The organism is Holophaga foetida DSM 6591, assembly GCF_000242615.2.
Classification (GTDB): Bacteria; Acidobacteriota; Holophagae; order Holophagales; family Holophagaceae; genus Holophaga; species Holophaga foetida.
Map to the genome: position 1 here is coordinate 3276680 of NZ_KI912268.1, position 23944 is coordinate 3300623.

The 23944-nt window shown below is 63.4% G+C and carries 21 protein-coding genes and 1 pseudogene; 10 read left to right on the top strand and 12 right to left on the bottom strand.

Going from position 1 to position 23944, the window contains the following annotated elements:
* Window positions 1–45: 45 nt before the first annotated feature.
* From HOLFODRAFT_RS0214775 to HOLFODRAFT_RS25000, 3 genes are all read left to right on the top strand, one after another.
* Window positions 46–732 carry a CoA transferase subunit A gene (locus tag HOLFODRAFT_RS0214775; protein WP_026939359.1) on the top strand — a complete coding sequence of 229 codons (687 nt, stop codon included), beginning with the start codon at window positions 46–48 and terminating at the stop codon, window positions 730–732.
* 10 nt (window positions 733–742) lie between these two features.
* The gene (locus HOLFODRAFT_RS0214780; protein WP_005034463.1) at window positions 743–1405 is read left to right on the top strand and encodes a 3-oxoacid CoA-transferase subunit B; all 663 of its coding nucleotides are present in this window, start codon (window positions 743–745) and stop codon (window positions 1403–1405) included.
* A gap of 203 nt (window positions 1406–1608) precedes the next feature.
* A complete protein-coding gene (locus HOLFODRAFT_RS25000; RefSeq protein WP_169732719.1) occupies window positions 1609–1764 on the top strand; it encodes a hypothetical protein in 156 nt (51 codons plus the stop codon).
* A gap of 1 nt (window position 1765) precedes the next feature.
* Here HOLFODRAFT_RS25000 and HOLFODRAFT_RS24915 read toward each other — a convergent pair whose 3' ends face one another.
* The 5 genes from HOLFODRAFT_RS24915 to HOLFODRAFT_RS0214810 form a co-directional block, all read right to left on the bottom strand.
* A complete protein-coding gene (locus tag HOLFODRAFT_RS24915) occupies window positions 1766–1909 on the bottom strand; it encodes a hypothetical protein (protein WP_005034466.1) in 144 nt (47 codons plus the stop codon).
* Window positions 1910–1996: 87 nt separating this feature from the next.
* Window positions 1997–2575, bottom strand: coding sequence for an exonuclease domain-containing protein (locus tag HOLFODRAFT_RS21590; protein WP_005034469.1), 579 nt, complete (start codon window positions 2573–2575; stop codon window positions 1997–1999).
* Window positions 2576–2585: 10 nt separating this feature from the next.
* Window positions 2586–3239, bottom strand: a complete 654-nt coding sequence (locus HOLFODRAFT_RS0214800; RefSeq protein ID WP_005034471.1) for a cation efflux transmembrane domain-containing protein — start codon at window positions 3237–3239, stop codon at window positions 2586–2588.
* Between the two features lie 95 nt (window positions 3240–3334).
* Entirely contained in the window at window positions 3335–4555 is a 1221-nt protein-coding gene (locus tag HOLFODRAFT_RS21595) for an MFS transporter (RefSeq protein WP_158412966.1), read from the bottom strand.
* A gap of 74 nt (window positions 4556–4629) precedes the next feature.
* Entirely contained in the window at window positions 4630–4986 is a 357-nt protein-coding gene (locus HOLFODRAFT_RS0214810; RefSeq protein WP_005034474.1) for a response regulator, read from the bottom strand.
* A 175-nt stretch (window positions 4987–5161) separates the two neighbouring features.
* On the opposite strand from HOLFODRAFT_RS0214810, the gene flhA reads away from it, so the two are divergent.
* The 6 genes from flhA to fliN all read left to right on the top strand — a co-directional run bounded on the left by flhA (window position 5162) and on the right by fliN (window position 12427).
* Window positions 5162–7255, top strand: a complete 2094-nt coding sequence (gene flhA, locus HOLFODRAFT_RS0214815) for a flagellar biosynthesis protein FlhA (protein WP_005034477.1) — start codon at window positions 5162–5164, stop codon at window positions 7253–7255.
* A 151-nt stretch (window positions 7256–7406) separates the two neighbouring features.
* Window positions 7407–8729, top strand: coding sequence for a flagellar biosynthesis GTPase FlhF (gene flhF / locus HOLFODRAFT_RS0214820; protein WP_005034479.1), 1323 nt, complete (start codon window positions 7407–7409; stop codon window positions 8727–8729).
* A complete protein-coding gene (locus tag HOLFODRAFT_RS21600; RefSeq protein ID WP_005034482.1) occupies window positions 8726–9589 on the top strand; it encodes a MinD/ParA family protein in 864 nt (287 codons plus the stop codon). The genes flhF and HOLFODRAFT_RS21600 overlap by 4 nt, the downstream gene beginning before the upstream one ends.
* Window positions 9586–10434, top strand: a complete 849-nt coding sequence (locus HOLFODRAFT_RS0214830) for a FliA/WhiG family RNA polymerase sigma factor (protein WP_052572577.1) — start codon at window positions 9586–9588, stop codon at window positions 10432–10434. The genes HOLFODRAFT_RS21600 and HOLFODRAFT_RS0214830 overlap by 4 nt, the downstream gene beginning before the upstream one ends.
* A gap of 3 nt (window positions 10435–10437) precedes the next feature.
* Entirely contained in the window at window positions 10438–11463 is a 1026-nt protein-coding gene (fliM, locus tag HOLFODRAFT_RS0214835; protein WP_005034488.1) for a flagellar motor switch protein FliM, read from the top strand.
* Between the two features lies 1 nt (window position 11464).
* The gene (gene fliN, locus HOLFODRAFT_RS0214840; RefSeq protein WP_005034489.1) at window positions 11465–12427 is read left to right on the top strand and encodes a flagellar motor switch protein FliN; all 963 of its coding nucleotides are present in this window, start codon (window positions 11465–11467) and stop codon (window positions 12425–12427) included.
* A 16-nt stretch (window positions 12428–12443) separates the two neighbouring features.
* Here fliN and HOLFODRAFT_RS0214845 read toward each other — a convergent pair whose 3' ends face one another.
* Window positions 12444–12986 carry a DUF4136 domain-containing protein gene (locus HOLFODRAFT_RS0214845; protein ID WP_005034491.1) on the bottom strand — a complete coding sequence of 181 codons (543 nt, stop codon included), beginning with the start codon at window positions 12984–12986 and terminating at the stop codon, window positions 12444–12446.
* 140 nt (window positions 12987–13126) lie between these two features.
* Between HOLFODRAFT_RS0214845 and HOLFODRAFT_RS21605 the strand changes: the two genes are divergently transcribed.
* Window positions 13127–13522 (top strand): GIY-YIG nuclease family protein, encoded by a 396-nt coding sequence (locus HOLFODRAFT_RS21605; protein ID WP_005034493.1) that lies wholly within the window; start codon window positions 13127–13129, stop codon window positions 13520–13522.
* Here the strand turns inward: HOLFODRAFT_RS21605 and HOLFODRAFT_RS0214855 are convergent.
* The 6 genes and pseudogenes from HOLFODRAFT_RS0214855 to HOLFODRAFT_RS0214885 form a co-directional block, all read right to left on the bottom strand.
* Window positions 13492–14637 carry a response regulator gene (locus HOLFODRAFT_RS0214855; protein WP_005034496.1) on the bottom strand — a complete coding sequence of 382 codons (1146 nt, stop codon included), beginning with the start codon at window positions 14635–14637 and terminating at the stop codon, window positions 13492–13494. The two genes, HOLFODRAFT_RS21605 and HOLFODRAFT_RS0214855, sit on opposite strands and share 31 nt — an antisense overlap.
* A 67-nt stretch (window positions 14638–14704) precedes the next feature.
* On the bottom strand, window positions 14705–15853 hold the full coding sequence (locus HOLFODRAFT_RS0214860) for a hybrid sensor histidine kinase/response regulator (protein ID WP_005034498.1): 1149 nt from the start codon (window positions 15851–15853) through the stop codon (window positions 14705–14707).
* Complete coding sequence (locus HOLFODRAFT_RS23425) at window positions 15850–20244, bottom strand: response regulator (protein WP_005034499.1); 4395 nt, start codon at window positions 20242–20244, stop codon at window positions 15850–15852. The genes HOLFODRAFT_RS0214860 and HOLFODRAFT_RS23425 overlap by 4 nt, the downstream gene beginning before the upstream one ends.
* Before the next feature lie 80 nt (window positions 20245–20324).
* Window positions 20325–20822, bottom strand: a complete 498-nt coding sequence (locus tag HOLFODRAFT_RS0214870) for a HAMP domain-containing protein (RefSeq protein WP_005034501.1) — start codon at window positions 20820–20822, stop codon at window positions 20325–20327.
* Between the two features lie 13 nt (window positions 20823–20835).
* Window positions 20836–21360, bottom strand: a complete 525-nt coding sequence (locus HOLFODRAFT_RS0214875) for a V4R domain-containing protein (RefSeq protein ID WP_005034506.1) — start codon at window positions 21358–21360, stop codon at window positions 20836–20838.
* Between the two features lie 14 nt (window positions 21361–21374).
* Window positions 21375–23849, bottom strand: a pseudogene (locus HOLFODRAFT_RS0214885) (PAS domain S-box protein).
* Between the last annotated feature and the right edge of the window lie 95 nt (window positions 23850–23944).

Genomic DNA, 23944 nt, shown 5'->3' on the forward strand with positions numbered 1-23944 from the left:
GTGTGGATCCCGCAGGTTGCCTATGTCTACAAACAGGAGGGTCTAGTGATAGAGAAACCCATCATCACTGCGGCTGAAGCAGCCGCCAAGATCAAGGAAGGGGACACCATCATGATCGGTGGCTTCATGGCCTCCGGCTCCCCTTACACCGTCATCGATGCCATCAAGGAGACTGCTCCCAAGGGGCTCACCCTGATCTGCACGGATACCGCCACCCATAACTTCAAGACCAATGTGGTCAATGGTATCGGGATCCTGGTGGCCAACAAGCAGTTCAAGAAGATCTTCGCCAGCCACATCGGCCTCAATCAGGAGACCCAGCGGCAGATGAATTCCGGCGAGACCGAGGTCGAGCTGGTGCCCCAGGGCTCCCTGGCCGAGAAGATCCGGGCCGGCGGCGCCGGTCTGGGCGGCATCCTGACCCCCACTGGCGTGGGCACCGAGGTCCAGGAAGGCAAGCAGGTCATCACGGTGGACAACAAGGCGTACCTGCTGGAACTGCCCCTCACCGCCGACGTGGCCTTCGTGAAGGCCAAGAAGGGCGACAAGGCCGGCAACTTGGTCTATGCCGGGACCGCCCGCAACTTCAACCCCATGATGGCCACCGCCGCCAAGCTGGTGGTTGCCGAGGTGGAGGAACTGGTGGAGATCGGCGAGATCGATCCCAACGATGTTCACACCGCGTCGATCTTCGTGGATTTCATCGTCAAAGCTGAAAAGCTGGACATGTAAGGGGGACGGCATGGAATACGTAGCCAACAAAGAGAATATCGCCAAGCGCATCGCCCGCATGTTCCACAACGGCGACGTGGTCAACCTGGGCATCGGGCTTCCGACCCTGGTGGGCAACTACGTCCCCGAGGGAATCACCATCATCCTCCAGTCCGAGAACGGCATGATGGGCCTTGGCCCTGCCCCCGAGGCCGGCCAGGAGAACTACGACGTCGTGAACGCCGGCGGTTCACCCGTCAGCGTCCTCACCGGTGGCTGCTTCTTCGATAGCGCCACCAGCTTCGGCATCATCCGGGGCGGCCACGTGGACTACACGGTCCTGGGCGTGCTGGAAGTGGACCAGATGGGCAACCTGGCCAACTACAAGGTGCCGGGCAAGATGGTTCCCGGCATGGGCGGCGCCATGGACCTCGTGTCCGGTGCCCGGGTGGTGATCGCCTCCACCCTGCACTTCGAGCCCTCGGGTGCCTCCCGCATGAAGCGCCACTGCACCCTGCCCCTGACCGCCGCCCGCGAAGTCAACTTCGTGGTGACCGACCTCGGCCTCTTCGAGGTCGTGGGCGACCGCTTCCACCTCCGCGAAGTCTTCGCTCCCTACACGGCGGAGTTCATCAAGGAAAAGACCGACGCCGATATCGTCATCGACACCGATTGCCGCGTCGTCGAACTCTAGTCTTCGTGCTTTCCTGGAAACCGGAGGCCGTCTTTGGCGGTCTCCGGTTTTTTCTGTGGATTGGTGAGATTCTGTGAGATTTCCCGCCGGTCTGAAGGTGTAGGATGCGGTGGCGGGCTTCCGGCCGCCAAGGAGGACACCATGAACCATCTGATCCCAGCGGCCCTGGTTTTCCTGGCCATGCCTGCCACGGCTGGCGGGCGATGGCAAAGGAACTGGGCATCAAGCCCGGTTCAGCGGAGTTCCATGCCCTGAAGCGTGGGGATCTTCGCTTTGATGGCAGGCCCCAGGGTGGCCAGGGTAAGGGTAAGGACAAGGAGCGTGGCAAAGGCCACGGCAAGGGGCGGTCGAACGGGTAGGTCAGTGCCAGAATGCCTCTGGATTGGAGCTGTAGACCATGAAGCCAACCAAGGCTCCCAGGACGACCAATATCCAGTCCAGGAGCCTGTCGTGGGATTCAAACCAGTGGATGTCCAGGTGATGAAGGACGCTGGCGCTTGCCATGGCAACCTCCGCGGCGCAGGAGTTGTCCCAACCCAAGGATGGGGTTCTCTGCGGACATTGCTGTGAAAAGGTCGTGACTTTAGCTGCTCAGGCCGGACAGGGGACCTTCTTGCGGATGAGGTGTCCCAGGGCCGTCAGATCCTGTCCGGGCAGTTCGGTCTTCAGGAGGGCCAGGGTGGTTTCCACGTCCCCCATGGCCCGGTGCGCGGTGCCGCGCTGGAGCTGAAGATGCTCGGCCAGGACCTGGAGCTTGGCTGAGTCCACGGGGAAGTGGCGCCTCCATGGGATGCCCCGGCAGGAACAGCCCCAGGTGAGGTCGGCGCATTCTGGCATCACCTGGGCCACGAAGCCCTTGTCGAAGCCCGCGTTGTGGGCCACCAGCAGGTCCGCCTGTCCCAGCAGTTCTTGCACGGCTCCTGTGTCGATGCGCTTCCCCCTCACCATGCCATCACTGATGCCATGGACGGCATAGGCTCCGTAGGGCATGGGAAAGCCAGGGTCCTGAAGGGCGTCGTACCTGGCCAATTCCCCCAGGATCCGTCCTGTGGGGCGCTCGGCCTCAACCAGGACGATGGCGATTTCGATGATGCGATCCCGGCTGGGGTAGAGGCCTGTGGTTTCTGTATCCACGATGGCTACACGCAGGCTCTGGCTGGACTGGTTCAAGAATGCTCCCTCAGTGGCAGCCGCAGCCGCCGGAAAAGTCAGGGTGCCGGGCTGCGCGAAGGCTGCCCAGACCTTCCTTCAGTATGAAGGCGGCAATGGCCAGGGCGGCAGCCGAATCGATCCACCACAGGGCGGGAAGGAGCAAAAAAGCCAAGCTGCCCAGGAGAAGAACCCCGGAGAGCTGCATGCAGGCGAGGCTGCACGCCGCATCACTCACCAGGGCCCTGCTGTCCATGGCCCTCGCGCACTGTTTCTTCGAACGCCAGAGCCAGTACATGAAGCTGAGACTGAGTAGGGAAATGATGAGCCCGGGGAGGCTTGTCTCCGGATGCTGGTGCTTCCAGAGACGCCAGATGGCCCCCAGGATCGTGAGAATGGCCAGAAGGATCAGCAGGAGTGCGATTCCCTGGGTGGCCATCCGCTCCCGCCTCAGGCGCGTCGCTGCACATCCAGAGGTCTTCAGGCGCCACAGGACCAGGATGGCCGACCCTACTTCGATGAAGCTGTCCGCCCCGAACCCGAAGAGGGCCAAAGAGTCGTCGGTCATACCGAAGCCCATGGAGACCAAGCCCTCCACGAGATTATAGAAAATGGTGAACCAAGCCAGACCTCGGGCCAGAGACAGCCATTGGGCAGGGCTTCTTTCGGGGATCGGGGAGCGCATGCGGGACACCCTTTCGTGCTGGAATGATCCAAGAGTTCCAGCATATTGAGACTCTATCTCAATTGAATGCCATGTCAAGGTTCGGATCCTTCGCCTCAGGCGACGGTGTCCACCGGAGCCACCGTTCGCTTCGGGTAGACCCCGGCGAAGACCAGGGCGCCCACCAGGCAGCCTCCAGCTCCCAGTCCCAGGGTGAGGGGCAAACCCAGGCGCTGTCCCAGGAAACCGGTGCCCAGGATGCCCAGGGGCATGGCGAACATGAAGACCATGCTATAGAGGGAGGTGACGCGACCCCGCATGGCATTGGGGGTCATGAGCTGGGCGAGGGTGTTGGTGGCGGTGTTGAAGGCCACCAGGCCGAAGCTGGCGAGGGGCAGGAGGATCATGGCGGGGGTCAGGCTGCGGGCCTGGGCGAAGCATCCTAGGGAGGCGGCGAAGAAGACGGCTGAGGCGAACACCATCCGGTCCAAGCCCTTCACTTCCTTTCGGGTGGCCAGGAGCATGGCGCCGGCGGTAGCCCCGAGGCCTGAACTGACCACGAGCCAGCCCAGGCCCCGGGCGTCGATGTGCAGTACCCCCTGGGCCAGGGCGGGAAGGAGCGTTGTGAAAGGCATCCCCAGTCCGACGATCAGGGCCAGCAGGCCCATGAGGTGTCGGAAGGCGGGGCGTTCCCAGATGAACTGGAACCCCTCCGTGATCTGCTGCAGGGCGCTGTGCCGCTCCTTGTACTCCGGCTGGTAACGGGTGCGCAGTACTGCCAGGGCCGCAATGGAGGCCATGTAGCTGACGGCGTTCACCAGGAAGCACCATCCCTCGTGACTGATGGCCACGATGTGCAGGGCGAAGAAGGGGCCGACGATGCGGCTGCCATGGAAGATCGCGCTCTGGAGGGCGATGGCGTTGGGCAGGGTCTCCTGGTCCACGACCTGGGCAACCAGGACTTGGCGTCCGGGCAGGTCGAAGGCTGTGATGGCCCCGGAGGCAACCGCAAGGCCCAGAATCATGGGGATGGTGGGGTGCCCGGAGAAGGCCAGGAGCGTCATGCCGAGGGCTTGCACCAGGTAGGTCGCCTGGGTGATCAGGAGAAGGGTTCGGGCGGGCATGCGGTCCGCCAGCATTCCTCCGAGGGGAGCCAGCAGCAGGGTCGGAGCCTGGGCTGCGAACATCACAAGGCCGAGAAGAGAAACCCGGCCGGTGAGGCGGTACACCCACCATCCCAGAGCCACGCTCTGCATCCAGGTTCCCACCAGGGAGATGAGTTGGCCTGCGAAATAGATGGAGAAATCGCGGTGGCGGAGGGCGCGGAAAGCTGACATGGAGGGAAGCGGCTGGGCCAAAAAAAGGAGCCGGAATCGGCTCCTGTTGAACATAGAAGCAAGTCTTGTGGACATCAGCCCAGGAGAGATTCGATCTTCTCCTTGAGGGTTTCAGGGGTGAAGGGCTTCACGACATAGTTGTTCACGCCGGACTGGAGGGCCTGGACGATGTCCTCTTTGGCAGCGTTGGTGGTGACCATGAGGATGGGGATGGCCGCATTCTGGGTGCGAACATTCTGGACGAACTCCAGGCCATCCATCTCGGGCATGTTCCAGTCGGTGATGATCATCTCGACTCCGCCTAGGGCCAGCTTGGCCAGGCCCGCCTTGCCGTGCTCGGCCTCCACGACATCGGTGTAGCCGATGCGGGAGAGGGTGTTGATGATGATGCGGCGCATCGTTGAAGAGTCATCGACAACCAGGATCTTCAATGGTGCCTCCTCTATTGGTTCTTGGGCGATTCCAGTCACCAGGATAGTCCTTTTCTCGAGAAGGAAGTAGGGGGGATGGAGAATCCATCCAAAGGGTTTTGGGTCTCCTGGGGCGAACATCGCTCTCTGGACGCCATGTGGCACCCCTTTCGCCCCCGTCCCTGACGGTGTCAACATGCTGACTTTTCTGGACCGATTGCTGCCCTATATGGCCCGACTCTCCAAGCGGGTGGATTTGGCTGCGCCGGTGTTTGTCATCATTGTCCTGGTGGTGATGGTGCTGCCCTTGCCGGCCTTTGTGCTGGACGTGCTCATCGTTCTCAATATCACCGTTTCCCTGCTGATCCTGATCGTGGGCATGTATGTGGCGCGGCCCCAGGAGTTCAATGCCTACCCCTCGGTGCTCCTGATCGTCACCCTTTTCCGTCTCTCGCTGAACGTGGCGGCCACCCGGCGCATCCTGCTATACGGTGGTGAGCAAGGGCCTGAAGCCGCCGGGCACATGATCCAGGCCTTCGGCCAGTTCGTGGTGGGAGGCAGTTACGTCATCGGTCTGGTGGTCTTCCTGATCCTGCTGGCTATCCAGTTCCTGGTCATCAATCACGGCGCTGGACGCATTGCTGAGGTCACGGCCCGCTTCACACTGGATGCCATGCCCGGCAAGCAGATGGCCATCGATGCCGATCTGAATGCGGGTTACATCGATGAGCACGAGGCGCGGCGGCGGCGCAAGGATATTCAGGAGGAGGCAAGCTTCTATGGCGCCATGGACGGTGCGGTGAAGTTCACCCAGCGGGACTCCGTGGCGGCCCTCATTATCCTGGCCGTCAATATCGTGGCGGGCATCCTCATCGGGATCATCAAATACAACGTGCCCGTGATGCAGGCCATGGAGACCTTCACCCTCCTGACCGTGGGCGACGGTCTGGTGACGGCCATCCCCAGCCTCCTCATTTCGGTGGGGGGTGCCATTCTGACGACCCGCAGCGGCAGCCAGTCCCTCAACCTTGGCTCCCAGATCGTCGGGCAGCTTGGCATCGACTACCGGCCTCTGGCCATCGCCGCTTCGGTGCTCATCCTCTTTGGCGCGGTTCCTGGACTCCCCCTGGTGCCTTTCTGGGCGATGGGCATCATCTTTGGCATCCTTGCCTACGCTGCCTGGAAGCTGAGCCATCAGAAGGCCGATGAGAAGGCGTTGGCCGATGCCAAGGAGAAACTCAAACCCGCCGAGGGACCCGAGCGGGTGGAGGCCCTTCTCAGGGTGGACCCCCTTGGGCTGGAAGTGGGTTATGGCCTGATCCCCCTGCTGGATGCGGCCCAGGGTGGCACGGTGCTGGAGCGCATCAAGGCCATCCGGCGGCAGATGGCCCAGGATCTGGGTATCGTGGTGCCTCCCATCCGAATCCGGGACAATCTTCAGCTTCCAGCCAACGCATATCGTGTCCTGTTGCGGGGCGAGGAGATCGGCCGCAGCGAGGTCTCTCCGGGCCTCTTCCTGGCCATGAATCCCGGAACCGCCTCCGAGGACATCCAGGGCATCTCCACTACCGAACCCGCCTTCGGTCTTCCGGCCTTCTGGATTCAGGAGAACCAGCGGGATCGGGCTCAGCTCATGGGCTACACCGTGGTGGATGTCGCCACCGTCATCTCCACCCACCTCTCTGAACTCGTCAAGCAGCAGGCCCCCGAACTCCTGGGGCGGACCGAGGTGCAGCAGCTCCTGGAGACGCTCAAGGAACACTCGCCCAAGCTGGTGGAGGAACTGGTGCCGGGGGTCGTCAACACCGGGACGCTGCAGAAGGTGCTCCAGAACCTTCTGCGGGAGCGGGTTTCCGTCCGGGATCTCGGGCGCATTCTGGAGGCCACGGGAGACGCGGCCCTCATCACCCGCGATCCTCTTATGCTCACGGAATACGTGCGTCAGCACCTGGGCCGCACCCTCACCACTCCCCACCTCTCGGAGAACAACGAGCTGGGTGTTCTGGTGCTGGACCCCGGTCTTGAGCAGGCCCTTCAGGGGGGGATCGAGACCACGGATCGGGGCAGCTTCCTGGCCATGGACCCCGGTCGGATCCAGGAGGTCCTGAACCGCATCACCAGCGGCATCAATCAGCTTCTGCCCGGGGCCCAGCCCGTGCTCCTGACCAATCCCGTGGTGCGCCCCCATCTCCGGCGCCTCCTGGAGCGGGTCATGCCCCACCTCGTGGTGCTGAGCCACAGCGAAATCCCCCTGGATGTGCGGGTGGTGAACCTGGGGACGGTGTCATGAAAAGAATGAAGAATTCCACCACCAAGACACCAAGGCACCAAGGAAAAGCAAAGAAAGAAATGATAAAAGAAATAAATATTAAATATAACAATTCCTTGGTCTTTTCTTCGTGTCTTGGTGCCTTGGTGGTTGAATTTTCTTTTGGTGCCCTATGCGTGTGAAGACCTTTGAAGCTGCCTCCATGCAGGATGCTCTTGAAACGATCAAGCGGGAGATGGGGGAGGAGGCCTTCATCCTTTCCACCAAGACCCGGAAGAACCCCTCCGGGACCGCCCTCATCGAGGTGACGGCGGCGGTGGATGAGGCCATGGCTCCGGTCGGGGCTCCCGAGCCCGCCCTGGCGGTGGGGGACACCTATGGGCTGAGGTCACCTCTCGCAGGGCGAAACCCTCGTCCGGTCCAGGTGGATCCTCCCATGCCTCTCCGGAGCGAAGCGGCACCGGTCCTCAAGGCGGCTCTACCCAAGGTCTCGCCCCCACCCCCTCCTCCTCCGCCTCCAGTGGATCTCCAACCCCTCCGGCGGGAATTGCTGGAGATCAAGGGCGCTGTGGAGGCCCTCAAGGAACAGGAGTCCAAGAACACCTCCATTCTCCGGGAGCTGGATCAGCTCAAGGCCATGCTGAGCCGCATCCAGAAGCAGGGGATGCCTCAGGCCCAGCTCCACCTGCCCCCGAGCCTTCTGGAACTCTACGGGGATCTGGTGGGCAATGACGTGGATCCCCTCATCGCCCTGAGGCTTTGTGAATACACCCAGCGTTCCCTGCTGGAGCAGTGCGGGGATGAGACGGTGGATCCCGAGAAGGCCCGCATCTTCATGCGGCGGGTCATCGCCAACTTCATCCCGGTGGCGGCTCCCATCCAGCTGGATCCGGGCAAGATGCGGGTGGCGGCCCTGGTGGGGCCCACGGGGGTCGGCAAGACCACCACCATCGCCAAGCTGGCGGCCTACGCCAAGCTGGAGCTGAAGCAGAAGGTGGCCCTCCTCACCCTGGATACCTTTCGCGTGGCGGCGGTGGACCAGCTCCAGCAGTACGCCCAGATCCTCCAGGTGCCCATCCATGTGGCCCTGACGGTGGAGGACCTCCGCAGCGCCCTCCGTTTCTATCAGGACCGCGCCCTGGTGCTCATCGATACGCCCGGCCACAACCCCAAGGACACCGAGATGCTCGGGCAGTTGCGGCGCTTCCTGGACGAACTGCCGGAGGTGGAGACGCACCTGGTGCTCTCCGCCACCACCAAGCCCAAGGATCTCGCCGATCTGGCCCAACGCTTCGAACCCCTGAAACCCGGGCGTATCATCTTCACCAAGTTGGATGAAACCAGCACCTACGGTCCCATCCTCTCGACCCTGGTGCGGGTCAAGCGCCCCTTGAGTTATCTGGGAACTGGGCAGGAAGTGCCCCAGGACCTCGAAATGGCCACCTCTCGTCGGGTGGCGGATCTCATCCTTCCTGTTCCCCAGGTGAACCTATGATCGATCAGGCATCCCGGCTCCGGGCCATGGCACAGGGCCAGCAGGCTGACAGCACCCTGTTCCCCTCCAGGGTGCTGGCGGTTACCAGCGGGAAGGGTGGTGTCGGCAAGACCAATGTGGTGGCGGGTCTGGCCATGTCCCTGGCCAGGGTGGGGCAGCGGGTGGTGGTGCTGGATGCTGACTTTGGCTTGGCCAATCTGGACATCCTGCTGGGGCTCACGCCCACCCATACCCTGGAGCACGTCCTCCGGGGCGAGAAGATCCTTGAGGAGATCATTCTCGATGGCCCCCTGGGCATCAAGGTCATTCCCGCCTCCAGCGGCATCCAGGAACTGACTCGCCTGGACACCATGTCCGAGCTGCGCCTCGTGCAGGGGCTCCAGCGGGTGGCCGAGACCCAGGACTGGCTGCTCATCGATACCGCCGCTGGCATCCATGATTCCGTGGTGAAGCTCCTCATGGCGGCCCAGGAGGTCATCCTGGTGACCACCCCAGAGCCCACCTCCCTGGTGGACGCCTACGCCATGGTCAAGGTGATTCATCTGAGGGATCCCGAGAAGCCCATCTGGGTGGTGGTGAACAACGCCCAGGTGGAGTCAGAGGCGGAGGAGACCCTGGAGCAACTCCAGGCCGCCACCTTGCGCTTCCTGGGGAAGGAACTGAACATTCTGGGCATGATTCCCACCGACCCCCACCTGCTGCAGTCGGTCCGCCAGCAGCGGGGCGTGGTCGAGCTCTATCCCCGGTCCCCTTCGGCCCAGGCCTTCCGGGCCTTCGCGGATCAACTGAAGAAAAAAGTGCCCTTACAAAAGGACGGTTTTGCAGCATTCTGGAAACAGCTTACTGCTGAGGAATCATGAATCCGGTTGTGAAGAAAGGTGGGGCCCCTCCATCCCCAGTGGCCAAGGCCGCTCTGGCAGCCTATGCCCAGACGCCACCGACACCTGAGCCTCCCCAGGAGAATCCCCATATGGAGGATCTCCCTGAGGATCTGGAGATCATGGACCGGGATGCACTCATCACGGACTGCCTGCCTCTGGTGAAGTTCGTTGCCCACCGCATCTCCAGCCGTCTACCCTCCCATGTGGATGTGGAGGACCTGATCCACTCCGGCATCCTGGGGCTCATGGACGCGGTGAAGAAGTTCGAGCCCGGGCGCAACGTCAAGTTCAAGACCTATGCGGAGCAGCGGATCCGGGGGGCCATCCTGGATGGCCTGCGGGATCTGGATTGGGTGCCCCGCAGCCTGCGCCGGAAGAAGAAGGATATCGAGACGGCCTACCACCTCCTGGAACAGCAGTTGGGGCGGGCCGCCTCCGATGAGGAAGTGGCACAGCACCTCGGGTTGAGCCTGGAGGATCTCCACCACTCCCTTGACGAGCTCAAGGGCGTGACCCTCGGCACCTTCATGGATGCGGGCGACGATGGGGAGGGGGAGAACCTCATCAGCTTTGTGCCCGATCCTGATGCGGAGGATCCCCAGCTCACCCTCCATGCCAGGGAGCTGAAGGCCCTCCTCAAGGAGAGCATCGACCGCCTGCCGACCAAAGAACGCTTCGTGGTGCAGCTCTACTACTTTGATGAGCTGACCATGAAAGAAATCGGTACGCTCCTGAATATTACCGAGAGTCGGGTATCGCAATTGCATACCAAGTCCATGCTCCGGCTGCGGGGCCGACTCAAGGAACATCGGATCGAAGGTTGATGCATGGCGAAGATACTTAGCCAGGAAGAGGTCGATGCCCTACTGAGGTCCCACGCCAAGGGGGCCAAGGCGGGACCTGCCGCCGCGCCAGCCCCCGAGCGGGCCTCGGCGGGCGCCGCCCAGAGGGCAAAAAAAGCCCAGATTCAGAAGAAGGTCAGCCTCTACAACTTCCGCCGCCCGGATCGGGTGAGCCGGGAGCAGATGCGGACCCTGCACTTCATGCACGACCGCTTCGCGCGGAACTTCTCCAGTTCCCTTTCTGCCTACCTGCGGACCATCACGGAAGTGAATCTGGTCTCCGTGGAGCAGCTCTCCTACCAGGAATTCCTCCTTTCCGTTCCGGATCCCACCTGCTTCAACGCCATCTCCATTCGACCTCTGGAGGGGGCCTTCGCCCTGGAGGTGAATCCCCAGCTGGTTTTTCCCATCATCGACAAGATGCTGGGCGGTCCCGGCGAGCCCCTGAAGCAGATGCGGACCATGACCGACATTGAACAGAGCATTTTCGACGGTGTGCTCAAGCTGCTGCTGGATGATCTCCGGGAGGCCTGGCGGGGCATCATCGACCTGGAATTCAGGATCCAGGCCCGGGAGACGAGTCCCCAGCTCATCCAGATCGTGGCTCCCAACGAGGTGGTGCTCCTGGTGGTCTTCGAGGTGAAGATGGGCTCGGTGGTGGGCATGGTAAATCTGGCCATCCCCTCCATCATCCTGGAGCCCGTCGCCGGGAAGTTCGACCAGGAGATGTACACGGGCTACAAGAAATCCTCCAATTATGAAGAAGCCCGTCTGCTGATGGAGAGTATCAAGCGCTGCGATATGAGGGTCTGCGCGGAGATCCGGGGCACCAACCTCCGGCTGTCGGATATCCTCGCCCTCCAGGTCGGGGACATCATTCCCCTGACCCAGCGGTTTGATGCTCCCTTGGATCTGACCTTGGACGGCATTCCCAGGTTCCATGGCTACGTGGCCCTCAATGCCAATCAGAAGCGGATCTTCCAGATATCAAGCATGAAACAGGAGGTTTGACATGGATTCCGCGATGGAGGAACTGGGGAAAAAAGTTGGAGGATGCTTCGCGGAAAGCATGGGCTCCGTGTTCTCCATGCTTACGGGCCGGGATTTCGCCATCACCCCAAAGGAGGGGGTGTTGGTGGATCATGCTGGTATCACTGCCCTCTACGATGGGCCCGCAGTCTATGCCAAGGTTCAGTACACCAAGGGGATGACCGGCCCCATGCTCTTCGCGATGCCGCTCAGGGAGGGCACCATGCTGGTGGACCTCATGCTTGGGGGCGATGGGGCACCCTCGGAGGAACTGGCCGGGGACTCCAAGGATGCCCTTGCGGAGACCATCAACCAGAGCATGGGCAGCGCCAATCAGGCCCTATCGGATATGGCAGGGGAGACGCTTTCCATCTCCAATGTGGAGATCCATGCATCCACCGAGGCGGGTCAGTCCATGCTCGAAGAGCTCCTGGGGCCTGGCCCCTTCTTCGACCTGCCCCTGGAAACCACCCAGGAATCGCTTCAGGCCCTCATCCATGTCCTGATCCCCGATCTTCTTTCCGAGCAGATGAAGCGGAAGCTCGGGTTTGGTGAGGTGGCCGCCCCACCTCCTCCGCCCGAACCCGTCGGAGCTCCGGAGCCGGTTGTATCCCAGGCCCCCGCACCCGCCGCAGCGCCACGGGCGGCGGCGGGCTCTTCGGCCCCCATGGGGGCGCCTGTGGATACGGGCAATCTGGACCTCTTGCTGGATATCGAATTGCCCCTGATGGTCCGCATGGGCCAGACCGAGATGCCCTTGGGGGATCTCCTGAAGCTCACCCCGGGCTCCATCCTGGAGCTCAACCGGGCCGCCGACGCACCCGTCGAGCTGCTGGTCAACGGGAAGCAGATCGCCAAGGGCGAGGTGGTGGTGGTGGACGGCAACTTCGCCTTCCGCATCACCGAGATCGAGAGTACGGCCAACCGCCTGAGAAGCTTGGCGTAGTCGCGGAAACTCCGCGCTATTTAGATGGCCGCGCCTCGGGCGGGAAGCGTTCCAGCATCCTGGTTACGGCGGCCTGGATGGCCTCCTCGGACTCCTCTGGGGTGCTGCCTTCCTCCAGGGCGTCCTCTGTTTCGGCCTTCCAGATCAGCTGGCTGTTCCGGGTGTCCTTGAACGCCATGACGATGCCCCCGATGGTCTGCACCTTCGCCTTGGCCGAACCGGTTCCCACCCCGACACTGACGCCTGGCAGGATGCGCAGGCCGATGCCGACGCCAACCCCAACGCTGCGGACCCTTTCATCGCGGTAGACGGGATAGGCGCTCACCAGGAGATCGGGCGGGTTGCCTTCAGCTCTTCGGAAGCCTTTGGCTGTCAGATCTTTTTCCACTGCAGCCCGGATCCGTCGTTCGGTGAAGGTATCTTTTGAGTCGGCCTCCCAATCGAAGGAGTGATACTGAGCGTAGTCGGCACGGGCATCATAGTCGTACTTGACCTGTAGGGGAGAACAGGCGATCAGGGTGCCAAGGAAAAGGGCGGAGAGGGGAATCGCCAGACGCATGGGACCTCCATCAAGTCGTGAGTTTACCGGTTATGGATGGAGCCGACCGAGTCCAATTGGGCCGAAAGGTGTAAAGGCGGGCACGGTCTGGGTGAAAGCATACAATCCTTGTCTGGCTACCGACAGCATCCGGAGGATTCATGCCCAGCCCAGGTCCAAAGCCCGAGTGGTGGGTCTACATCCTTCGCTGTGGTGATGACACGCTCTACACCGGCATTGCGACAGACGTTGATGGGCGGCTTTCGAAGCATCAGGCTGGCAGGGGCGCAAAGTACACCCGTGGTCGGGGCGTCCTGGTTGTGGTCTACCGCGAACTGGTTGGGTGCAGGAGTGAGGCTTCCAGGCGGGAATTGGCGATCAAGAAGCTCTCTCGCCGTGCGAAGAATCTCCTGATCGAGAATGGCCTCCGGGGAGATCGTGAGCTCATGGGGTCCAATAACGTCGGATTGGATCGCCTGCCGACCATCGAGTCCAGTCCGCGCGATGCGGCCCGGACCCAGCGGCCTCATGGGTGTCCGATGGCCTCGGCGAAGTAGGTCTTCTTCTTGTCCATGTCCGCATCCTTGTCCGAGAACTTCTGGGCGATGGCCTGGAAGTCGTCTGCGAGGTTCGTGAAGGCCTCGGCCACATCGGGATCAAAGTGGGTCCCCGCGCCCTCTACGATGATCTGGTAGGCCATGGCGTGGGGCATGCCCTCCTTGTAGATCCGCCGACTGATCAGGGCGTCGTAGACGTCGGCCACGGCCATGAGCCGGGCCGGAATCGGGATGTCGTCGCCGCTCAGTCCCTCGGGGTAGCCCGTGCCGTCCCACTTTTCGTGATGGGAGATGGCGATCTCCTTGGCCAGGGCCAGGAACTCCACCGGCATGCCCAGGGACTGCTCCGCGTGCTCGATGGCGTCGCGCCCCAGGATGGTATGGCGCTTCATGATCTCGAACTCGTGGGGCTCGAACCGGGCGGGCTTCAGCAGGATCCGGTCTGGGATCCCCACCTTGCCGATGTCGTGCAGTGGCGCCGACTTGTAGAGCAGGTTGATCCGAGCCTCGTCCAGGTAGGCGGAGAAGCGGGGGTGGTCCATCAGCTGCTTGGCCAGCAATATTACATAGCGCTGGGTGCGGCGGATGTGGTTGCCCGTGTCGGAGTCCCTGGTCTCTGCCAGGGAAGCCATGGAGAGGATGGTCACGTCCTGGATGGCCACCACCTCCCGGGTCCGGCGGTTCACCTCAGCCTCTAGGAAATCGGCCTTGCTGCGCAAGAAATCGGCGCTGGCCTTGAGCTTGAGATGGGTCTCCACCCGAGCCAGGACCACCGGCGGGCTGATGGGCTTGGTGATGTAGTCCACCGCACCGAGCCTCAGGCCCTTCTCCTCGTCCTCCGTCGCCGTCATCGCGGTGAGAAAGATGATGGGGATGTCCCTGGTCTTGCGGTCGGTCTTCAAGCGCTTGCAGACCTCGTAGCCGTCCATCTCCGGCATCATGATGTCCAGCAGGATCAAGTCAGGCGGGGTGTCGGACGTGGTGATGGCCAGGGCCTTTTCTCCGCTGTTCGCAATCTTGACCCGGTAGAGGTCTTTTAGGAGGGCGCTCATGACCTTGAGGTTGTCGGGGGTGTCATCCACCACGAGGACGATGGGGCGTGTGTCGTCGGTCATCGGAAGGGCCTCCTGGCGGGGTGGGGCGAATCGGTTTCAGGGGAAGGAAGCACGGGCTCCCGCCGCCCTAGGGGGTGACGGGGGCAACGGGGAAGAGCAGGGTAAAGCTCGTGCCGACGCCGGTCTGGCTCCTCACGGTCACCCGGCCGCGGTGGGCGGCCATGAGTCGCTGAACGATTGCCAGGCCAAGCCCGAATCCCAGTCCGGCATCGTGCTTCGAGATCTGCCGGTAGGGGTCGAAGATGTAGGGCAGCTGCTCCGGGACGATGCCCTGGCCGGTGTCCGTCACCGAGACGGATAGCCAGCGCAGCCCAAGGTCGACGCCTCTTCCGTCCACCTCGCAGGCGTCCAGGAGGATGTGGCCCCCGGACGGCGTGAACCTCAGCGCGTTGTCAAGGAGATTGGAGAGGATGCGGTTCACCTTCTGCGGATCCACCTCGACCTCGGGGAGCGGGTCGGGGCACGTCAGGTTCAAGTGGACCCCCCGCGCGGAGGCCTGGGGGGTGAAGGCATCCAGCACGCCCTGGAGGAGGACCTTGGGATCCAACCTGCGGAAGTCCAGGGGGATCTCCCTGCCCTCGCTGCGGAATAGCTCCAGCAGGTCATTGAGCATGGAGAGGATGTCCTGAAGGGAATGGCGGCATCGCACCAGGAGCTCCGGCCTGATCGACCCCTGGGCCTCATACATATCCAGGACAGTCTGGATCCCCGTGAGGGGTGACCGCAGATCGTGGACCATCATCGCGGTGAAGCTCGCCTTGAGCTGGTCCAGCTCCTGGAGTCTCGCGTTGGCCTCCTTCAGGCCGCGGTTCCTGTCCTCTAGCTGCCGCCGCAGCTGGCGGAGCTCGATCTGGTAGTCCACCCGCGCGAGGACTTCCTCGGCCTGGAAGGGCTTGGTCACGTAGTCGGCGCCTCCCACGCGGAAGGCCTTGACCTTGTCCCAGACATCGTCCAGGGCGCTGATGAAGACGACGGGGATATCCCTCAGTCGCGCGTCCTGCTTGAGCGCCAGACACACCTCGAAGCCGTCCATCTCGGGCATCAGGATGTCCAGGAGGACCAGGTCCAGAGGCTCCGATCGGGCGATGGCGAGGGCCTTCTCCCCGCCGTTGGCGATCTTGACGCGGTGGCATTCCTTGAGCAGCCCGCTCAGCAGCTTCAGGTCGTCTGGAGCATCGTCCACCACTAGCACTGTGGGGCGGGTGTCCTCGTTCATGGCTCTCCCTCCGTCGCGGCCAGCAGCGCCAGCGCCTTGTCGAAATCGAAGGCGCGGACGGCACGGGCGAACGTGTCCCCCTGCCCGGGCAGGATGCGGTGCAGGAGTTCCAGATGCTCCTCCATCAGTTCCTCGGCTTCGGGATCGTTGTCACCCAGGAGGCGGCGTAGCCGCTCCACGATGGCGTCGGCCTGTCCGGCGTCCACCACCTCGTGGTGGACCGGTGCAGGCAGCGCCAGCTCCAGCCGGGTGACCATTTCTGCCAGGGATTGCCCCAACCGGTCAAGCTCACCCGCGACCCCATGACCGTCCCGGATCCCGTGTTCCACCGCGGCGGCCTCGCCCTGGATCCCGGTGGCCCCCACGTTCCCGGCGATGCCCTTCAGGGTGTGGGCGATCCGCTCCGCCGTGGTCCGGTCCCCGGCGGTCAGGCACCGCTGGATCTCCTCCGCGGCGCGTCCCTGTCCTTCCGCAAACTTGCGCAGCAGTTCCAGGTAGAGGGGCCGCTTCCCCCGCACGCGCTTCAGGCCCAGCTCCGCATCCAAGCCGGGGATATCCCGGGGGACCTCGTCCCCTGGCTCGTCAGCGGTCGGAGCCGCCGCCTCGCGCACGGGCGGGACCTCGGGCGCGGCTTCAATCCTTGGCTGCCACCGTGCCAGCACCCTGAACATCTCGTCGGGATCGATGGGCTTAACTAGGTAGTCGTTCATCCCCGCCGAGGTGCACCGGTCCCGGTCCGCCTGCATGGCATTGGCCGTCATGGCGATGATGGGCATGCGGTGGCCCTCCTCCCGCAGCCTGACGGTGGCGGTGATGCCGTCCATGACCGGCATCTGCATATCCATGAGCACCAGGTCATAGGTGCCGGTCCGCACCTTCTCGAGGGAGATGAGCCCGTTCTCGGCAACGTCCACCTTGATGCCCGCATCCGCGAGCAACTCGGTAGCCACCTGCTGGTTGAAATCGTTGTCTTCCACGAGCAGGACCTTCAGCCCCCGGAGCTGCAGGACGGCTTCGTCGGTGGGAAGGGGGCCTTCACCCTCCCCGGCCTCGCCCTCCTCCAGGACGGCGCCCAGGACGCGCATGATCGAGTCGAAAAGCATCGAGGGGGATACCGGCTTGATGAGCACGTCCTCCACCCCAACCGTCTCCGCTCCCTTCAGCACCTCCTCCCGCCCGTAGGCCGTGACCATGATGAGGCGGGGAGCGGTGTCAAGACCAAGGGCCTTGATATGGTGGGCCGCCTCCAGGCCGTCCATTCGGGGCATCTGCCAGTCGAGGAAGACCACCTCGTAGGGCTGGCCCGACGCCGCGGCCCTGCGGATGGCGGCCAGGGCCTCCGCGCCCGAGGCCACCTCGTTCACCTGGAAGGACATGGAGATGAGGATGTCCACGAGCACGTGGCGGGCGTTCTCGTTGTCATCTACCACCAGCATGCGCTTGCCGCGCAGGTCGGGGCGTGGCACCAGGGCCCTCCGCGGCTTGCCCTTGCCCAGGCGGGCGGTGAACCAGAAGGTGGAGCCCTGGCCTGGAAGGCTGTCCACGCCCACATTTCCGCCCATGAGCACCGCCAGCTTCTTGGAGATGGCCAGGCCCAGGCCCGTGCCGCCATACTTGCGGGTGGTGGAGGAGTCCGCCTGCTGGAAGCTCTGGAAGAGGCGCCCCTTCTGCTCCTCGGTCAGGCCGATGCCCGTGTCACGCACCTCGAAGCGGAGGAAGACCTCGCTCCCCAGGTCTTCCACGAGGCGAGTGCGGATATCGATCTCTCCCTGCTCCGTGAACTTTACAGCGTTGTTCGCGTAGTTGATGAGGATCTGGCCCAGCCGCAGCGGATCGCCCATCAGGTCGTTGGGCACCCCGGGGCCCACGTCGAAGACCAGCTCCAGGCCCTTGGCCGTGGCCTTCTCGGTGATGAGGTTGGAGACGTTCTCCATGACCTTGTCCAGGTGGACCTCCGTGAGCTCCACGGAGAGCTTGCCCGCCTCGATCTTTGAGAAGTCCAGGATATCGTTGATGATGCCCAGCAGGTGCTGGCCGGACTGCTGGATCTTCTTCACGTAGTCCTTCTGGCGTGGATTGAGCTCGGTCTTCAGGGCCAGGTGCGCCATGCCGATGATGGCGTTCATGGGGGTGCGGATCTCGTGGCTCATGTTGGCCAGGAAGTCCGCCTTGGCCTGGGAGGCCCCCTCCGCGATCTCCTTGGCCTCCTGCATCATCCGCTCCGCATGCTTGCGCTCGGTGATGTCGATGCAGGTGGCGAGGTTGCGGGTGCCGATCATGACGCTGGAGAAGGCGACGTCCCGGACCTCCCCGTCCTTGCGCGTTACGCGCATCTCAAGCGAATTCATGGGGGCGTCAGCCGCAACGGCCCTTGCCAAGGCTGCATTCCAGGCCTCCTGCTGCTGCTTCCGGTAGCCCGGGTCGGGATAGGCCAGCTCATACCAGCGGGCGACGTCCGGAATCTCCTCGGGGGTGTAGCCAAACATTCCGACGAAGGTGTGGTTGAGGAACTCGATCTCTTCCTGCTCGTTCATCAGGGCCACGCCGACAGGCATCACCTCCAGCATGCTCCGGTTCCTGGCCTCGCTCTCCCTGAGGGCCCCTTCGGCCAGCAGGCGCTCGGTGATGTCCCGGAAGGAGATCACCGTGCCCGCCACGAAACCGTCCTTCAGGATCGGGGTCGTAACGTACTCCACCGGGAAGCAGGTGCCATCCTTCCGCCAGAGCACCTCGTCGCTCACGACCCGCTGCTCGCCGTCTAGCGAGGTCAGGAACATCGGGCACTCGTCCTTGGGGTAGGGGGAACCATCCGGCCACGTGTGGTGGATCTCCGCGTGGAGCAGCTTTCCGACAAGCTCCTCCGGGTCGTAGCCCAGCATGCGGGTCCCGGCAGGATTGGTGAAGGTGATGTGGCCGTTGTTCCCCATCCCCAGGATGCCTTCGCTGACCGAGCCCAGGATAAGGCGGGAGCGTTCCTCGGCCTCGGCCAAGTGCCTCGCCTGCTTGGCCACCTGCTCGTTGATGGATTCCAGCTCCTCTTTGCGGGCCTGGAGCTGGCATTCGGAGGCCGCCAGGGTCTCGGTCTGGCGCTGGGTTTCAGCGAGCAACCTCCGGGTCCGGAGGTTGGCGTTCATGATCTTCATGTGGACAGCCAGGCTGGGCAGCAGCTGGTCGAGCAGGGCCTGCTGCCTCCCATCGATGGGCTCGAGGGGCGCCAGCTCCAGCACGGCCGTGACGCCCTCCTGGTCCATCACCGGGAAGATGGCCAGGGAACGCACCTGCAGCGCCCCTAGCCCGGCCTGGATCTCCAGATGGTCCTCGGGAAGGGCCGTGAACGCAAGGGGCCTCCGGTCCGATGCGGCTTGCCCCACCAGCCCTTCGCCCCGGGAGAACTTCTTTACCTGGGCCAGCCCTTCCAGCGCGTACCCACCCACTCGGTGGAAGGTGTTCTGGTCATCCGCAGCCACATAGAGGGCGCCGTAGAGGAGCGGAATGGACCGGGAGAGCTCGCGCAGCAGCACAGAGGAAAACACCTCGAAGTCCTCGGCCGACTGCAGGTATTCCAGCAGGATCCCCGATTGGCCCTTCACCCAGGACCGTATCTCCTGTTCCCGCGCCGACTTCCGCAGGACGGCGAGGGCCCGGGCCATGTCGCCCACCTCGTTGGTGCGCTCCTGGTAGCCGATGGGCTGGTCCAGGCGACCCTCCGCCACGTCCAGGATACTGCGGCGCAGGTCGAGGAAGACCGTGAGGATGTCCCGCCGGACCACGAGGAAGGTGGCGAGCAGGGAGCCCATCAGCCCCAGGCTGATCACCAGCCAGGTGTTGACCACGATCTGGTTCGTCGCCTGGGCATAATCGGCGTTGATCCGGTCGACCTCCTGCCCGATATCGTCCACCAGGCTCGTCCCGGCCTGCCGCGCCCTCTCCATCCGCGCCGCCACCTCCTCGTTGAGCAGACCGAATGCGACTTTGTCCTCGTTGCGCATGGCGTAGTTCCGCACCGCCCGGGAGATTCGAACCGCTTCCCCGAAATCGTTGCGGATGCTCGTGATCCGTCCCGCCTTCGCCGGGTTCGCCTTGAGGGACTCGTCGATGTAGCCCTGGAAGTCCCGGTAGGTGGTCTCCAACTCTCTTTCCGTCCCCTGGATGGCCTCCCCGTCCTGCTCCGAGATCTCTTGATAGAGCAGCATCCCGTAGCGGTAGATCCGCGAATTGGCGCGGGTGAGGTAGAGCTCTGCCCGCCCCTGGGTCCGCTGGGACTGGTAGTGGCCGTCGACCCGGCGCATCTGCATCGAGGAGTAGAGGGTGGCGAACAGGACCATCGCGATCAGGGGCAGCAGGGCGAAGAGCACCTTGTTCCGGATCCGCATGTTATCGATGAATTTCATGGGCGACTCGCAATGGATGGGGGAATGGTCCGCGGGTTTCGCGGATGGGCTGACGTCGCCCACCTCAGAAAGCGGGCGTGTTATCTGGATGACTTGAGATCCTCCATGATGTTCAGCATGGCCCGCCGGGTCCGGGCCAACTCGTCCACCTGTTCCTGCAGCCTCCGGGCGGCCCTCTCCTGCTCCTCGAAGGACTGCCTCAGATGCTCCGTCATGCGGTTGAAGGCCTCGGAGAAGTCCCCCATGAAGCTGACCTTCTGGGAGAAATCCCCCCGGGCGATCTGCTGGGTGGTCCAGGTGAGGGTCCGGAGACTGGCGTGCAGGCTCTTGAGGGACTGCAGGACCACGGTCCTCCCGCGGGGAGGCTCGGCGTCGAGTTCCCCCCGGGCCAGCTGGTAGGACAGTTCCGCAGTCTCGTTGTAGCTCTCCACGAAGCGGTTGACATACTCCACGACCTGGTGGAATTCGTTGTCCGGATGGCCCGGAGGCAGTTCGAGCCGCTGGGGCCGTTTCCCGCCCAGGATATGGGCGAAGACCTCGGTGAGGCGGTCGATGTCCTCTTTGCGAACCTCGATCATGGTCCGTCCCCGTTCACGCCGGACGCACATCGAAGCGGCAGACCCGGTCACCGGAGCACCAGCAGTCTACCTCCTTCACTTCGAAGGGCCGCCCTGTGAACTCCTGGAGTAGTCCGCTGATGAAACCCTCGTCATAGGTGCAGATGGTCTCCTCGCTGATGGGTAGCCCGGAGCAGTCCAGGTCTTCGGCCACGGTCATCGTGAATTCCAGCCGCTCCAGGTCGGCCTTCTCGATCCTCAGGATGCCGATCTTCAGGGTGCTCAGGAGCTCCTGCAGCTCCTTTACGAAGGCCGGGAAGTCCTTCCTTTGGGTGATGAGGTTGCGGAAGAAGTGCTTCCCGGCCAATTCCCCGGCCTTGTAGTAAAGGCGGTCTGCGGTGACTGGATCGAATTCCTGGATGATCACATCCCGCAAAGTGAACTGCATCAGCCGGTAGACCGCAACATCCGTGGTACTGCCCAGGTGGGGTCGGCCCGCCGCGATGTCGCCGAGCATCTGCCATTCGAAGAGGGTTTCCTGCCGCGGTTCCTTGAACATGGGATCTCCCGTTGCTATTCCACGATGGTGTAGCGTGCTTTTTGGCCGACCTCGGCCAGCAGGGCGTTGATCTCCTGCTTGAGCTCGATCATCCGTTCCTCCCGATCCACGGTGAGGCGCGCGAAGCGCTCCAGCTCCTCCAGTTGCTGCTGGATCTCTCCGTCCAGGCGTCTGCGCTCCGTAATATCCTCCCGGACGGACACGAAGTGGGTGATCCGGCCTCCCTCCCCGTGGATGGGGGAGATAGAGGCATGCTCCCAGTAGAACTCGCCATTCTTCTTGCGGTTGCAGATCTCGCCGCACCACTCCCGGCCGGCGAGAATGGTGGTCCACAGCGCCTCCTAGAGTTCGGGGGGATTCAGCCCCGACTTGAGGAAGCGCGGATTCTGCCCGAGGATCTCCTCGGAGGCATACCCGCTGAGGGCTTCGAACTTGGGATTCACATACTCGATGACGCCCTGCGAATCCGTGATCATCACGGACACGGGGCTTTGGACGAGGGCGTTAGAGGCAACCTGGAGGCGCTCTGCGGATTCGCGCAGCTGTCCCTCAAGCGCCTTCTGGGCCGAGATGTCCACGATGCTTTCCAGAAGGAAGTCCTGCCCCCCCAGGACCACCGGCACCACGTTCTTGAGCACCGGGATCTGCCGCCCGGCGGTGCGGCCCACCATCTCCTCGGCATTCTCCAGAGGCTCGCCCCGGTCCAGGGCCGGGCACTGGTGGAGCGCACGGGTGCAGCCTCCGCTGCCGCAAGGCTGTCCGATCAGGTCCTCCCGGGTGCAACCGATCAACTGGAGGGCGACGGGGTTGGTGTCGACGATAACCCCCTGCCGCGGGTCGATGAGCAACATGCCCACACTGAGGGAGTCAAGGAGGGTGCGGCTCTTCTGCTCCGCTTCGGCGAGAATCTTGGCCTGACACCGGCTCCGCTCCAACAGCTGCTGCGTCTCCAGGTTCCCCGCGAGGATCTCCAGGTTCAGTGCCAGGATGGGCAGGACCTCCTCCAGCAGGCGGCGGTGTTCCGCTTCGAAGCGGGTCGGAGTCGCAAGGGCAAGCACGCCGAGCACCCGATCCATCCGCTGGATGGGCAGGATCAACAGCTCGTGAAGAACCAGTTCCCCGCATCCTAGTGCGGCGGTGAAGGGCAGGCCCTGGGGATCCACGAGCTCGACGGGAGCCCGGTCCCGGGCGCACTGCCCCACCAAGCCGCGACCGAAGCCGATCGATCGGGATTCGGGTTCGCGGCCGGTCCGGCCGTACCCGCCCGCATACCTAAGCATCCCCTCCTCTTCCTCCAGGATGTGAAGCGACCCGGAGGCCATGCCCGTCAAGGGAGCGAGTTGGGAGAGGCAGACCTCGGCCAGCTTCTCGTAAGTGCGGGCGTTCTGAAGCCCGACGGATAGCGTGGTCAGCTGGGCCTTGATCTGTGCCTGGGACTCCAGGAGGAGAGCGTGGGCCTCCAGTTCCCCCTGAACCCGCTGGCGCTCCCGCATGGCCTTCCGGAGGTAGAAGTTGCGCACAAGCAGGAGCAGGGCGAGGCCGGCGAGGGCACCGGCATAGGGGAGCAGGGCGGTCCAGGCTATGCCCTTCGGCTCGGGGTTGCCCAGCCATTGGTTCTTGATGAGCGCCCGTTCCTCGTTCGACAGGCTCGCGAGGGCCTTGTCCAGAGCGGAGCGGAGCAGGGGCATGTCCTTCCGCACCCCGAAGGCCAAGTCGTGGGTGTAGGGGGTCGGGGCAGCGATCTTCAGGTTGGTCAGTCCGAGTTGGTCGATGTTGTAGGTGACCGTTCCCAGGTTGTCGATGAAGACATCGATCTTGCCTGTGGAGAGCTGGAGGAGCGCATCCTTGATATTGGCGATCGCAACGAGGGGCAGCTCGGGATGGTCCCTCCGGAGGAGCTCCTCCACCACCAGTCCCTTCAGAACTCCGATCTTCAGGCCTCCCAGATCCTCCAGTCCCCGGATGAACCTGGTCTCCCTTCGGCTGACGATCACCGACGGGAAGGAGTTGTAGGGCGCCGTGAAGATCAGGAGCTTGCCGCGCTCGGCCGTGGGGGTGACTTTGGGGATGAGGTCGATCTTGCCTGTCTCCACCTTGGCGACCGCCTGATCGACCGTCAGTCCGGGCACGACCTCGAGCCGAATCCCAAGCCTCTTGGCGCACTCCTGGATGAACGCCGCGCTGATGCCCGTGTAAACGCCCTGGGCATCGAGAAACTCGAAGGGGGGACGAGCCGAGTCCACCCCGATCCGAATCGTTCTCCCCGTGAGGAAGGCCTTCTCCTCGCCCGTGAGCGGAATGTTGGCCTCCTTCCCCTGCCAGGAGGCGGCGTACAGAGATCCGGTACCCAATAACAGAAACGCCAGCACAACCCAGAGCACCGGGACGGTGCAGGGCATCCGGAGGCCTGGCCGGATCCGGACGTGCTCACCCATGGGGCTTTCCTTTGCGGGTGAGCTGCAGTCCCTCTGCCGTCCCTGCCTTGGCATGGAATCGTGTTCCCGGAAAAGGGGGGAGGCTGGTCATGGGACCTCGGCATGCAAAGCGTGCACACCCGCCTGATCGACCTCTCCTGGCCTTGGGT